Below are 12,730 nucleotides of genomic sequence, written 5' to 3' on the forward strand. Positions count from 1 at the left end.
GCCGCACCCCTCCTCTCGGCGTTTTCCCTAGCGCCCGATTCGCCGTTCTTCATTGACAGCGCGCGAAGCCCCTACCGATAATCGGCCCCTTGCCGTCGTGCCTGGCGCCAAAACACCGTAAGCCCCCGGCCGGCACCTGCTGCCCGCCCGGCCCGCCCGGTGGTTCTTGCACAGGCTCGATCCGGTTCGTTATCCATCCGGAGTTGTCACCATGAAGTTGCGCACCACCCTGGCCCTTGTGGCCGCCGCCATCCCCTTGGCAGCCGCCCAAGCCCAGACGCTGAAGATCGGCCTGTCGGCCGAACCCACTTCGGCAGACCCCCACTATCACAAGATGACGCAGAACGACGCGTTCTCCGCGCACGTCTACAGTTCGCTGGTGGGCCGCAGCGCCGACATGAAACTGACGCCCCAGCTGGCCACGTCGTGGAAGAACCTGGACGACCTGACCTGGGAATTCAAGCTGCGCGACGACGTCAAGTTCTCCAACGGCAAGCCGTTCACGTCCGAGGACGTGCTGTTCACGATCTGCCGCACGCTGAACAACGAAACCAACGTGTCGCAGTCCTACATGGACATGACCAAGCGCATCACCGACGTCCAGACGCCGGATGCGCACACCGTCATCATCAAGACCGGTGAGCCCTTCCCGCTGATGCCCGCCGAACTGGCCCGTTCGCTGCCCATCGTCTGGAACGGCATCGTCGAGCACGGCAAACTGACGTTCGACCCGAAGAAGGGTTGCGGCGTGACCGGCGCCTGGCCGACGGTGGCCGACTTCAACAACGGCAAGGACGCCATCGGCACCGGCCCGTACACCCTGAAGTCGTACGTGAAGGGCACCGGCATCGAGCTGGTCCGCAACGAACAATATTGGGGCGAGAAGCCCTACTGGAAGGAAGTGAAGTTCGTGCCGGTGCCGTCCGCCGGCCCGCGCCTGACCGGCCTGTTGTCCGGCGACTTCGACATGATCGAAAACCCGGCCGCCCGCGACCTGCCGCGCCTGAAGGACAACCCGAAGTTCGGCTTCGTGGCCACGCCGTCCACCCGCCTGGTGTTCTTCCAGCCGGACGTGGGCCGCAACCCGAGCCCGTTCGTCAAGACGACCGACGGCAAGAACCCGCTGCAGGACCTGCGTGTTCGCAAGGCTATTTCCATGGCCATCGACCGCAAGACCATCACCGCCCGCATCATGGACGGCATGGCCACCCCGGCCTACCAGTTCATGCCCGACGGCATGTTCGGCGCGCTGCCCAAGGCACCGGAAATCAAGTACGACCCGGAAGGCGCCAAGAAGCTGCTGGCCGAAGCCGGCTACCCGAACGGCTTTGAAATGACGCTGTCGTCCACCAACGACCGTTACGTCAACGACGGCCAGGTGGCCCAGGCCGTGGCCCAGTACCTGGCCCGCGTCGGCATCAAGACCAACGTGGACGCCATGACGGCCTCCATCTATTTCCCCAAGCGCGCCAAGCGCGAGTTCAGCTTCTCGATGGGCGGCTGGCCGGCGGAAACGGGTGAAGCCTCGGCGCTGTTCCAGCTGTGGGTCGCGTCCCTGGATTCGCCCAACAGCCTGGGCACCAGCAACTACGGCGGTTTCTCCAACGCTGATTTCGACAAGGTGTACAAGCAGGCCATCGTGACGGTGGACGCGCCGAAGCGCGAAAAGCTGCTGCAGGAATCCACCCAGATCGCCCTGGACAACGTGCCGCTGATCCCGCTGCACTTCGAAAGCAGCATCTGGGCCTTCCGCAAGGGCATCACCTACGAAGGCCGCCGCGACCAGTACACGCTGGCCACCTCGGTCACGCCCGAAAAGAAGTAATCAGGTCCGCCTGAACGACAGAACGGCTGCCTTCGGGCAGCCGTTTTTTATTGCCCAGCCACTAGAGCCGGCGCTGGGAACACGCCTTAGGGCCGCGCCGTGGCCACCCCTTATGGCCGCCCCGCCGGGCCCGCCGCCAGCGCCTGGTCCAGTTCCCGGGACAGCAGTTCGATGAACGCCTCTGCCTTGGGCGGCAGCACCCGCCCCGGCATCACCTGGATCTGCAGCGTGCGCGATTGCAGTTCGGCGTTGGAAATCGGCACGGCCACCAGTTCGTCGCGCCGCAGGCTCCACGCCACCGAGATATAGCCGCTGAGCATGATGGCGTCCGTGCCGAACACGAAACCGTGCAGGGGCGAGGAATCGTTGCAGGTCAGCACCGGGTCCAGTTGCACCGATTCCAGCGCGCAGCCCATTTCGAAGAGCTGGCGCGTGGTGGTGCCCGCCCCGGTCAACGCCAGCGGAAAATCGCTGAGGTCCTGCAGGCTGACGCTGCGGCGGCCGGCCAGCGGATGGTTGGACGCCATGACGGCGTGCACCGGCGCCCGGCGCGAATACCGCACGCTGACCCCGTTGACCCGTTCGGCGATGAACGTCATGCCCAGATCGGCCCCGCCTTCCGCCACCCGGCGGCTTACCTCGGCCGGGGATCCCACGAAGAGGTCGAAGCGGATGTTCGGCCGTTCCTGGTGAAAGCGCGCCATCACCGAAGGCACGAAGATGCGCGCGACGCCTTCGACCGCCGCCACCCGGATCTCGTTGCGCGCCATGCCGCGGGCGGCGGCGATCTCCTGCAAGACCGACTCGGCCTCAAGCATGGTGCGCCGGGCGTGCACCAGCAGCAACTGGCCCGCCGGGCTCAGGACCATGCCCCGGGCGGCGCGCTCGAAAAGTGGCGCGCCCGCTTCCTCTTCCAGCTTGGCAATCTGCCGGCTGATTGCCGACACCGCCACATGCAGGCGCTCGGACGCGCCGCTCAGGCTGCCCGCCTGGGCAACCTCCAGAAAGTACTTCAAGGCGATTCCGTGCATGCTCAAGCCTCGCTGCCGGCGCAGACCTTTGCCTTTTTAGCAAAGCTACCGATAAATATTCTAATTGTAGAGAAAGCTGCCAAACTCCTAGAATTCGCGGGGACCGCATCGCACCGGTGCGCGAATGAAGCTCGCCTGGCCCCAACCCCTATACAATCCCCTCGCTTCATCGGAGTTCCCATGCCCACGTCCCCGTCCGCGCCCCGTCCGCGCCCTTTCCTGCTTGCCTGTCCCGACCTGTCGGCCGAACGCCTGGGCAATACGGATACGCCGGGCGTCTGGCATTTCGATTCGGGCGTGCCAGGCAAGCGGGTCATGCTGAGTGCGCTGATCCACGGCAATGAGCTGTGCGGCGCCTGGGCGTTGAAGGAAGCGCTGGCTGCCGGTCTGCGTCCGCGCCGCGGTTCGCTGACGCTGGCGTTCTGCAACCTGGCCGCGTTCGACCGTTTCGACGCCGCCAACTACGCTCCCGCGCGCTTCGTCGACGAAGACATGAACCGCGTCTGGAGCGACGACAAGCTGGGCCTGCCGATCAGCCAGGAACGCCGCCGCGCCGCCGAGATCCGCCCGTGGGTGGAACAGGCCGACTGGCTGCTGGACTTCCATTCGATGAGCAATTCCGACGTGCCGCTGCAACTGACCGGCATGGAACAGCGCAATATCGACCTGGCGCTCGCGTTGGGCAACCCCGCCACCATCATCGCCGACGCCGGCCATGCCGCCGGCGTGCGCATGCGCGATTACGGCCGCTTCGGCGAAGCGGGCGACAACGGCACGCGTTCCCTGCTGATCGAATGCGGCTTTCACGGCGCACCCGAGGCGCGTGGCGTGGCGGTCGACCAGATGGCGCGCTTCCTGCTGGAAGCCGGCACGGTCGATGCCCAAGACATCCCCGCTGGCTGGGTCGCGCCCGGCGCCCCGGCGCAGCGCGCGCTGCGCGTGACGCATGCGGTGGCCGCCAAGAGCGCCGACTTCCGTTTCGCCGAGCCCTGGAAGGGCCTGGAAACGCTGGCGGCCGCCGGCACCGTGATCGGCTGGTCCGAAGGCGAACCCGTCGCCACCCCCTACGACAACTGCGTACTGATCATGCCGTCCACCGCGAACCTGCGGCCCGGCGTGACGGTCGTCCGCCTGGCCCAGCCTATCGCCTGATCCGCATCCCTGATTCACCACGAGGGAGCGCCCGCCAGAGGCGCCCTTCGGCACGACGAGCACGACCGGCACTACCCATAACAACTAGGGAAAAACATGTCAGCCCAGGTATTCATCCGCAGCGCCTTGCTGGCCTGTACGCTTGCCGCCTGTACGGCGGCCGTCCAGGCCCAGACCCCGCCCTCTACCCTGAAGATCGGCCTGTCGTCCGAACCGACGTCGATGGACCCGCACTACCATCAGGCCACGCCGAACGATGCGATGACCTCGCACATGTTCGAGACGCTGGTGGGGCAGGACGCCAAGATGGATCTGATCCCGCGGCTGGCCACGGCCTGGAAGGCGGTTGACGACACCACCTGGGAATTCAAGCTGCGCGACGGCGTGAAGTTCGCAAACGGTGAGCCCTTCACCGCGCAGGACGTGATCTTCACGTTCTGCCGCGTGATGAACAACGAACAGTCCATCGGCGGCTCGTACCCCGCCGTCATCCAGAAGTTCGCCGATGTGCAGGCGCGCGACGGCAACACGCTGGTCATCAAGACGCACAAGCCCTACCCCCTCTTGCCCAACGACCTGACCCGCACCGCCATGCTGTGGAGCGGCATCGTCCTGCACGGCCCCATCACGTTCGACCTGAAGAACAAGTGCGGCGTGACGGGCCCCTGGCCCACGGTGGCCGACTTCAACGGCGGCCGCGACGTGATCGGCACCGGGCCCTACACGCTGAAGTCCTACGTGAAGGGCACCGCCATCGAACTGGTCCGCAACGACGGTTACTGGGGCGAGAAGCCTGCCTGGCCGGCCGTCAAGCTGGTGCCGGTGCCTGCGGCGGGCCCGCGCCTGACGGGCCTTCTGGCGGGCGATTTCGACCTGATCGAAAACCCCGCCGCCCGCGACGTAAAGCGCATTTCGCAAACCCCGGGCTACGGCTACGTGATCACGCCGTCCGTGCGCGTGGTGTATTTCCAGTTTGACGTGGCCCGCAGCCCCAGCCCCACGGTCAAGGCCGCCGACGGCAAGAACCCCTTGCAGGACGTGCGCGTGCGCCGCGCCATTTCGATGGCCATCGACCGCAAGACCATCGCCGACCGCATCATGGACGGCGCGGCCACCCCCGCCAACCAGTTCCTGCCCGACGGCATGTTCGGCACGCTGCCCCATCCGCCCGAACTGAAGTACGACCCGGAAGGCGCCAAGAAACTGCTGGCCGAAGCCGGCTATCCCAACGGCTTCGAACTGGCCGTCTCGTCCACCAACGACCGCTACATCAACGACGCCCAGATCTCGCAGGCGGTGGCGCAGTACCTGTCGCGCGTGGGCATCAAGACGACCGTCGACGCGATGACGCGCTCGGTGTATTTCCCCAAGCGCGCCAAGCGCGAATTCAGCTTTGCGATGGGCGGCTGGTCGTCCGAAACCGGTGAAGCCTCGTCTTTCCTACAATACTGGGTTACCCGGTTCGACAAAGCGCAAGGCCTGGGCACCAGCAACTACGGCGGTTACGACAACCCCGAGTTCGACGGCGTGTTCAAGCGCGCGCTGATAACCGTGGACCCGGCCGAGCGGGAAAAGCTGCTGCAACAGTCCCTGACCCTTGCACTGGCCGACCTGCCCAGCATCCCCCTGCACTTTGAAAGCAGTATCTGGGCGTTCAAGAAGGGGCTGGCCTACGAAGGCCGGGCCGATCAGTACACCCTGGCCATGTCGGCCAAACCCGCCAAGTAAGCACGCGGCGCCAAGAAACCCTGAGCCCACCAAGGAAATCATCACGTGGCCTTGTTCATCCTACGCAGACTGATACAGAGTCTGTTCGTGCTGCTGGCCGTTTCGGTCGTGGTCTTCTTCGCGGTGTACGCCGTGGGCGACCCGATCGAACTGCTGGTCAGCCCCGAAGCCAGCCAGGCCGCCCGCGAGGCGATGATCGCCCGCCTGGGCCTGGACCTGCCCGTGTGGCAGCAATACACCGGGTTCCTGTGGCGCGCGCTGCACGGTGATCTGGGCACGTCCTTCGTGCACGGCATCCCCGCGGTCGAACTGATCGTGCAACGCATCCCCGCCACCTTCGAGCTCGTCTTCGTGGCCATCATGCTGACCTGTGTGGTCGGCATCCCGCTGGGGCTCGTCGCCGGCCTGTACCGCGACGACTACCTGGGCCGCGGCATCATGGCGTCGTCCGTGCTGGGCTTTTCGCTGCCGAACTTCTGGCAGGGCATGATGCTGATTCTGCTGTTCGCCGTCTGGCTGGGCTGGCTGCCCGCCACCGGGCGCGGCGACACCGTCACCGTGCTGGGCGTGCGCCTGTCCATCCTGACGGCCGACGGCTGGTCGCACCTGATCATGCCGGCCATCAACCTGGCGCTGGCCAACATCGCGCTGGTGCTGCGCCTGACCGCCTCCGGCGTGGTCGAGGCCCGCAGCCAGGACTACGTGAAGTTCGCGCGCGCCAAGGGCGTCAAGCCCGGCCGCATCGTGCGCCGCCACATCCTGCGCAACATCCTGATCCCGGTCGTGACCGTGATCGGCATGGAATTCGGCAGCCTGATCGCCTACTCCACCATCACCGAGACCGTGTTCGCATGGCCTGGCATGGGCAAGCTGCTGATCGACAGCGTCTACCAGCTGGACCGCCCCGTGGTGGTCGCGTACGTGATGCTGGTCACCCTGATCTTCGTGGTCATCAACCTGGTTGTGGACATCCTGTACGCCGCGCTCGACCCGCGCGTGCAGCTCGTGACCCCCGCTCAATAATCCGCCATGGCTAACTCTCCCAATCCCGGCCGCACCCGCACCGTCCAGCCTCTGGCTGAGACGCCGCAGCGCGCCTCCATCCTGAAGAAACTGCGCGCGCGCCCCACGGTGCGCGGTTCGGTGATCGCGCTGGCCATCCTGGTGGTCCTGGTGATCTTCGCCCCGTACTTTGCGCCGCAGAACCCGTATGACCTGGCCAACCTGTCGCTGATGGACGGCCGCCTGGCGCCGCGCCAGGCGCTGATGGACGGCAGCATCGCCTGGCTCGGCACCGACGACCAGGGCCGCGACATGCTCAGCGCCATCCTGTATGGCCTGCGCATCAGCCTGATGGTGGGCCTGTCCGCCGTCGTGCTGGCCACCGCCGTCGGCGGCGCGGTCGGCTTGGTCGCCGCCTATGTCGGCGGCCTGGTCGACACCGTGCTGATGCGCATCGTCGACTTCATCCTGGGTTTCCCGACCATCCTGGTGGCGCTGGTGCTGCTGGTGGTGCTGGGGCGCGGAGTCGACAAGGTAATCCTGGCGCTGGTGCTGGTGCAATGGGGCCACTACGCCCGCATCATGCGCAGCCGCGCGCTGCAGGAGCGCCGCAAGGAATACGTGGAAGCGGCCGCCAACTTGGGCTTTCCGGCCTGGCGCATCATGGTGTTCCACCTGCTGCCCAACTGCCTGGGCCCCGTCATGGTGTTCGCCACCATCCAGATCGCCACCGCGATCGCGCTGGAAGCGACGCTGTCCTTCCTGGGGGTCGGCGTGCCGATCACCGAGCCGTCGCTGGGCCTGTTGATCTCCAACGGTTTCCAATACCTGCTGTCGGGCGACTACTGGATCAGCCTGTTCCCGGGCATCGCCCTGCTGGTGCTGATCCTTTCCATCAACATCGTGGGCGATCGCCTGCGTGAAAGCCTGGACCCCAAGCGATGACGCCCACCCCCGAAGCGCTACGCGCTTCCCCCTCAAGGGGGCATGCCTGCGGACCGGCAAAGCCGGCTCCGCGGCATCCCGATCGGGCGGCGCCCGTTGCACGCGCTGCCAGTGGCGCAATGGACAACTGAAATGAGCGAAACCCTTCTTGATGTGCGCGGACTGCGCACTGCATTCCATACCGAGGCCGGCGCGTATCTGGCGGTCGACGGCGTCGACCTTACCGTGCGCCGCGGCGAAATCGTCGGTCTGGTCGGCGAATCGGGTTCCGGCAAATCCGTCACCGGCTTCTCGCTGCTGGGCCTGATCGACCCGCCCGGGGAAGTCGTGGACGGCGAAGTGAAGTTCAAGGGCACCGACCTGCGCAAGCTCTCGGAAGAGCAGATGCGCCAGTTGCGCGGCAACCGCATCGCCATGATCTTCCAGGACCCGCTGATGACGCTCAACCCGGTGCTGCGCATCGGCGAGCAGATGATGGAAGCCATCCTGACGCACGAGAACGTGTCGCGCGCGCAAGCGGAAGAACGCTGCCGCGAGGCGCTGGCCATGGTCGGCATCCCGTCGCCGGAAAAACGCTTGAAGAGCTATCCGCACGAGTTCTCGGGCGGCATGCGCCAGCGCGTGGCGATCGCCATCGCCATGCTGAACAAGCCCGACCTGATCATCTGCGACGAGCCCACCACCGCGCTGGACGTCACCATCCAGGGCCAGATCCTCTACCGCATGCAGGAGATCTGCCGCGAGCACAACACCGCGCTGATCTGGATCACCCACGACCTGGGCGTCGTGGCCGAACTGGCCGACCGCGTGGCCGTGATGTATGCCGGCCGCATCGTTGAAAGCGGCCCGGTCGAACAGGTGCTGGAATCGCCGCGCCACCCCTACACCAAGGGCTTGCTGGATTCGATGCCCGGCGCCACGCAACCCGGCGCACGCTTGCACCAGATCAACGGCATGGCGCCCAGCCTGGCCGGCCGCCCGTCGGGCTGTGCGTTCCGCCCGCGTTGCACCCGGGTGATCCCGCGGTGCACCGAACAAGCCCCCTCCGTCACCACCGAAGGTCCGCGCAGCTATCGCTGTTACGTGCCGATAGCCCGCGAGGCACAAGAAGCATGAGCCAAGCCGATACCCCCGTCATCGAGCTCAAGAACGTCCACAAGCGCTTCGAGCAGCGACCCGACCTGGCCCAACGCATCCTGGCCCTGACCGGCCGCCCCATCGACCGCCGCACGGTGTATGCCGTCAACGGCGTAGACCTGTCCATCAAGCGCGGCGAAGTGGTCGGTCTGGTGGGCGAGTCCGGCTGCGGCAAGTCCACGCTTGGCCGCGTCGTGGCCGGCCTGCATCGCCAGACCGAAGGCGAACTGCGCTATCTGGGCCAGGACGCCGTGCGCCTGCGCGGCGCTGAAAAGCTGGCCTACACGCTGGGCGTGCAGATGATCTTCCAGGACCCGCAGGCATCCTTGAACCCGCGTCAGCGCCTGCGCCAGATCCTGGGCGAATCGCTCAAGGTCCACAAACTGGCCCCGCCCGCCGAGATTCCCGGCCGCATCGACCAGGCCCTGAAGGAAGTGGGCCTGGACGCCGAATACCGCGACCGTTTCCCGCACCAGATCTCGGGCGGGCAGCGCCAGCGCATCGGCATCGCCCGTGCGCTGATGGTGGCGCCCAAGTTCCTCGTCTGCGACGAACCGGTCGCCGCGCTGGACGTGTCGATCCAGGCGCAGGTGATCAACCTGTTCATGGATCTGCGTGAGCAGCACGGCTTCACCTACCTGTTCATCAGCCACGACCTGGGTGTGGTCAAGCACATCTCGGACCGCGTGGCGATCATGTATCTGGGCAAGATCGTGGAGATCTCCACCGCGGCCGAGATCTTCGCGCGCGCCAACCACCCCTACACCCAGGCCCTGATGGCCGAAGTGCCGGACGTGGCCCGCCGCGGCCGCAAGTTCACGCCGATCAAGGGGGAAATCCCGTCGCCGCTGAACCCGCCCCCGGGCTGCACGTTCAACCCCCGTTGCCCCCACGCCATGCCGCGTTGCCGCGAGCAGGCGCCGGTCCTGAAAGAAATCTCGGCGGGCCATTGGTCGGCCTGTCACCTGAATGAAGCGAGCGCCTGATGAAACCCTCCGACATGTCCAACGTGGACCGCATCGCCATTGAAATGGGCCATGCGGGCCGCAACGCCATCCTGTACGTGGATGAAGACCGCAACTCCGATCGTCCGTTCAAGCTGCAGACGTACCGCCCCTACGGCTACACGCCGGACCGCCCGGTCGTTATCGTGCAGCACGGCGTGCTGCGCAACGGCGACGAATACCGCGACTTCTGGGTCGAGGCTGCCGACAAGCACAAGCTGCTGATCGTGGCGCTGACGTTCTCCAACGAGATCTGGCCCGGCGTCGAAAGCTACAACAACGGTCGCGTGTTCTCGGCCGGTGGCAATCCGCGCCACATCGACGGCTGGACGTATGCGCTGGTGGGCAACGTCATCCGCGACATGATCGACGGCGAAATCACCGACGGCCAGAACATCTACCTATTCGGCCATTCGGCCGGCGGCCAATTCGTGCACCGCCTGATGAGCAGCCAGTCGCATGCACCGTTCAAGGCCGTCGCGGCCGGCAACCCCGGCTGGTACACGTTGCCCACGTTCGATTTCCCGTTCCCGGAAGGCATGGACGGCGTCGGCCTGACCGAAGAACATCTGGTGAAGTTGCTGGCTTACCCGATGACCATCCTGGCGGGCGATCAGGACATCGCGACCGACGACCCCAACCTGCCGTCCGAGCCGGCCGCCATGCGCCAGGGCCCGCACCGCTTTGCGCGTGCGCAGAACTACTACGAGTTCGGCAAGAAAGAAGCCAAACGCCGCGGCGTGCCGTTCGGCTGGACGCTGCAAGTGGTGCCCGGCATCGGCCACGACGGCCGCGCCATGTCGGCCGTGTGCGCCAGCCTGTGGTTCGACGGCAAGATGCCGGATGCCGCCGAACTGGCCCGCCTGGCCGGCCAGCAGGTCGCCTGATCGCCCTCTTCCTTTCCATCGCTGAATACCGATACCGCCATGTCCAACACTCAGAGCACTGAACAGATCGTCGCCGGCATCCAAAGCTGGCTGCAATGCGAATCGCCGTCGAACTTTCCGGAAGGCATCGCCGCGATGGCGCGCATCATCGCCGACTACGCGGCCGCCGCCGGCCTGACGGTGGAACTGTCGTCGCTGGGCCCCACCACGGGCCCGCTGCTGTACACCACCAACCGCGCCCCCGGCGACACGCGCCCCGGCATCCTGATCCTGGCGCACATGGACACGGTGCATCCGGTCGGCACGCTGCTGGAGAACCCGGTGCGCATCGACGGTGACCGCCTCTACGGCCCAGGCAGCTATGACATGAAGGCGGGCATCTACCTGGCGCTGACGGCGCTGGCCGGCGTGGCCCGCCCGGGCGCGACGCAGCTGCCCGTGGACTTCCTGGTGGTGCCCGACGAAGAAACCGGCAGCCACGCCTCCCGCGTGCACATCGAACGCTTCGCCGCCAACGCCAAGTACGCGCTGGTCTGCGAACCGGCCCGCCCCAACGGCGGCAAGTGCGTCACCGCGCGCAAGGGCACGGGCATGCTGAACCTGAACGTCAAGGGCCGCCCGGCCCACGCCGGCATGCAACACGAAAAGGGCCGCAGCGCGATCCGCGAAATGGCACACCAGGTGCTGGCGCTGGAAGCGATGACCGACTACGACCGCGGCATCACGGTCAGCGTCGGCACCATCGCCGGCGGCACGGTCACCAACACGGTGCCGGCCCTGTGCCGTTGCGTGGTGGATTTCCGCGTGCCGGACATGGGGGCCGCGGAAGACGTGCTGCGCCGCATGCGCGAGCTGTGCGCGGTGGGTCCGGATGTGGAACTGGACATCAACGTGGAACTGAACCGCCCGCCGATGGTGAAGACGCAAGCCGCGGCAGACCTGCTGGCACTGGTGCAAGGCTATGCGGACCGGGCAGGTTTCCTGCTGGAAGACGCCCCCATGACCGGCGGCGGCAGCGACGCGAACTTCACATCGGCGATGGGGATTCCGACGTTGGACGGTCTGGGCGCCGACGGCGACGGAGCGCATACCTTGAATGAATATATCCTGGTTTCGACGTTGGAGCAGCGCTTGAAGTTTTGGGAATTGTTGCTTCGGGAATTGGCTTAGGTTTTTTTGTGGCGTTGATGGTTCTTTAGACGCCCGTCACGGCGGTCCCGCGGGAAGTGCGGGTCAACGATTGCGGTCCGGAGCCTTCGCTCCGGACTTCCCCGTCGTCATCTTCGTCACTGCCTGCGGCAGTTCCTTCAGATTCCCTCGGGCTTATCGACTCCCCGCACTCCCCGCGGGACCACCGTGACGGGCTCTGCTGGCTGCAATCTCACCGTCGCTGGGGAGAACCGTGTGCTTGCGTTCTCGTCAACAATTTTGAGGGGCGAAGGATCTTGCGGTGCCCGCTCCCCGCCGGCCGCGCGGGCGGCCTTGGGGCGCTTACGCATTGTCTTGCGTCGTGATGTGGTTCATGGTGCTCCGTAGGATGGGTGGAGTGCGATCCGGCAGGCCCAAGTACACGGGCGTGTGCCGCACGTAACCCATCATCGATGCCCGCCACCATGATGGGTTACGCGCGATGGACGCCCGTGTCCTCATGCCAGATTTGCCGCGCTCCACCCATCCTACGACTCACGATCAGCCGGATCGCATCGACGCCTCGACAATGCGTATGCCGAATGCGGCCGCCTGCGCGGTCGCTTGAGGCGGGCCACGCAAATCTCGTCAGTAAACAGAGGCCTGACTGCGCCGCGATCCAAGACTTCCGTAGCTCGTCGGCGCTGTCGGCGTGACGGCGCGCAACCTTGATGCGCCCGAGGGAATCCGAAGGGAGCCGAAGGCGGACGAGGATTCTATGGTTTGGGTCAACCTACACCCGGACGCAGTTTCCCGGGATCGAAGGGCTGGCCAGTACGCCAGACTCCGTAAGCGATGCGTAGCAGCTTTCGAGCGATCACAACCAGGGCC

At 66.0% G+C, this 12,730-nt stretch carries 10 protein-coding genes; 9 read left to right on the plus strand and 1 reads right to left on the minus strand.

Going from position 1 to position 12,730, the window contains the following annotated elements; genetic code table 11:
- Nucleotides 1-211 precede the first annotated feature (211 nt).
- The gene (locus tag CEY09_RS27490) at nucleotides 212-1,825 is read left to right on the plus strand and encodes an ABC transporter substrate-binding protein (protein ID WP_006227252.1); all 1,614 of its coding nucleotides are present in this window, start codon (nucleotides 212-214) and stop codon (nucleotides 1,823-1,825) included.
- Nucleotides 1,826-1,935: 110 nt separating this feature from the next.
- On the opposite strand, the gene CEY09_RS27495 is transcribed toward CEY09_RS27490, so the two are convergent.
- Nucleotides 1,936-2,856 (minus strand): LysR family transcriptional regulator, encoded by a 921-nt coding sequence (locus tag CEY09_RS27495; protein ID WP_088591025.1) that lies wholly within the window; start codon nucleotides 2,854-2,856, stop codon nucleotides 1,936-1,938.
- Between the two features lie 180 nt (nucleotides 2,857-3,036).
- On the opposite strand from CEY09_RS27495, the gene CEY09_RS27500 reads away from it, so the two are divergent.
- The 8 genes from CEY09_RS27500 (at nucleotide 3,037) to CEY09_RS27535 (ending at nucleotide 11,881) form a co-directional block, all read left to right on the plus strand.
- The gene (locus CEY09_RS27500) at nucleotides 3,037-4,008 is read left to right on the plus strand and encodes a M14 family metallopeptidase (RefSeq protein WP_006227254.1); all 972 of its coding nucleotides are present in this window, start codon (nucleotides 3,037-3,039) and stop codon (nucleotides 4,006-4,008) included.
- Nucleotides 4,009-4,104: 96 nt separating this feature from the next.
- Nucleotides 4,105-5,736: an ABC transporter substrate-binding protein gene (locus CEY09_RS27505; protein ID WP_088591026.1), complete on the plus strand. Its 1,632-nt coding sequence runs from the start codon at nucleotides 4,105-4,107 to the stop codon at nucleotides 5,734-5,736.
- Nucleotides 5,737-5,781: 45 nt separating this feature from the next.
- Nucleotides 5,782-6,759, plus strand: coding sequence for an ABC transporter permease (locus tag CEY09_RS27510; protein ID WP_006227256.1), 978 nt, complete (start codon nucleotides 5,782-5,784; stop codon nucleotides 6,757-6,759).
- Nucleotides 6,760-6,765: 6 nt separating this feature from the next.
- Nucleotides 6,766-7,683, plus strand: a complete 918-nt coding sequence (locus CEY09_RS27515) for an ABC transporter permease (protein ID WP_088591027.1) — start codon at nucleotides 6,766-6,768, stop codon at nucleotides 7,681-7,683.
- A 132-nt stretch (nucleotides 7,684-7,815) separates the two neighbouring features.
- Entirely contained in the window at nucleotides 7,816-8,799 is a 984-nt protein-coding gene (locus CEY09_RS27520) for an ABC transporter ATP-binding protein (RefSeq protein ID WP_088591028.1), read from the plus strand.
- Complete coding sequence (locus tag CEY09_RS27525; RefSeq protein ID WP_006227259.1) at nucleotides 8,796-9,806, plus strand: ABC transporter ATP-binding protein; 1,011 nt, start codon at nucleotides 8,796-8,798, stop codon at nucleotides 9,804-9,806. The genes CEY09_RS27520 and CEY09_RS27525 overlap by 4 nt, the downstream gene beginning before the upstream one ends.
- Nucleotides 9,806-10,711 carry a prolyl oligopeptidase family serine peptidase gene (locus CEY09_RS27530; RefSeq protein WP_088591029.1) on the plus strand — a complete coding sequence of 302 codons (906 nt, stop codon included), beginning with the start codon at nucleotides 9,806-9,808 and terminating at the stop codon, nucleotides 10,709-10,711. The genes CEY09_RS27525 and CEY09_RS27530 overlap by 1 nt, the downstream gene beginning before the upstream one ends.
- Nucleotides 10,712-10,750: 39 nt before the next feature.
- On the plus strand, nucleotides 10,751-11,881 hold the full coding sequence (locus tag CEY09_RS27535) for a M20 family metallopeptidase (protein WP_088591030.1): 1,131 nt from the start codon (nucleotides 10,751-10,753) through the stop codon (nucleotides 11,879-11,881).
- Nucleotides 11,882-12,730 lie beyond the last annotated feature (849 nt).

Origin of the sequence: Achromobacter marplatensis, from assembly GCF_002209535.1 — a bacterium.
GTDB classification, from domain to species: Bacteria; Pseudomonadota; Gammaproteobacteria; order Burkholderiales; family Burkholderiaceae_B; genus Achromobacter; species Achromobacter marplatensis.

Bases quoted from the DNA above. Each gene is read 5' to 3' on its own strand.
- CEY09_RS27490 (WP_006227252.1), top strand. From the start codon at position 212: ATGAAGTTGCGCACCACCCTGGCCCTTGTGGCCGCCGCCATCCCCTTG.
- CEY09_RS27495 (WP_088591025.1), bottom strand. From the start codon at position 2,856: ATGCACGGAATCGCCTTGAAGTACTTTCTGGAGGTTGCCCAGGCGGGC.
- CEY09_RS27500 (WP_006227254.1), top strand. From the start codon at position 3,037: ATGCCCACGTCCCCGTCCGCGCCCCGTCCGCGCCCTTTCCTGCTTGCC.
- CEY09_RS27505 (WP_088591026.1), top strand. From the start codon at position 4,105: ATGTCAGCCCAGGTATTCATCCGCAGCGCCTTGCTGGCCTGTACGCTT.
- CEY09_RS27515 (WP_088591027.1), top strand. From the start codon at position 6,766: ATGGCTAACTCTCCCAATCCCGGCCGCACCCGCACCGTCCAGCCTCTG.
- CEY09_RS27520 (WP_088591028.1), top strand. From the start codon at position 7,816: ATGAGCGAAACCCTTCTTGATGTGCGCGGACTGCGCACTGCATTCCAT.
- CEY09_RS27525 (WP_006227259.1), top strand. From the start codon at position 8,796: ATGAGCCAAGCCGATACCCCCGTCATCGAGCTCAAGAACGTCCACAAG.
- CEY09_RS27530 (WP_088591029.1), top strand. From the start codon at position 9,806: ATGAAACCCTCCGACATGTCCAACGTGGACCGCATCGCCATTGAAATG.
- CEY09_RS27535 (WP_088591030.1), top strand. From the start codon at position 10,751: ATGTCCAACACTCAGAGCACTGAACAGATCGTCGCCGGCATCCAAAGC.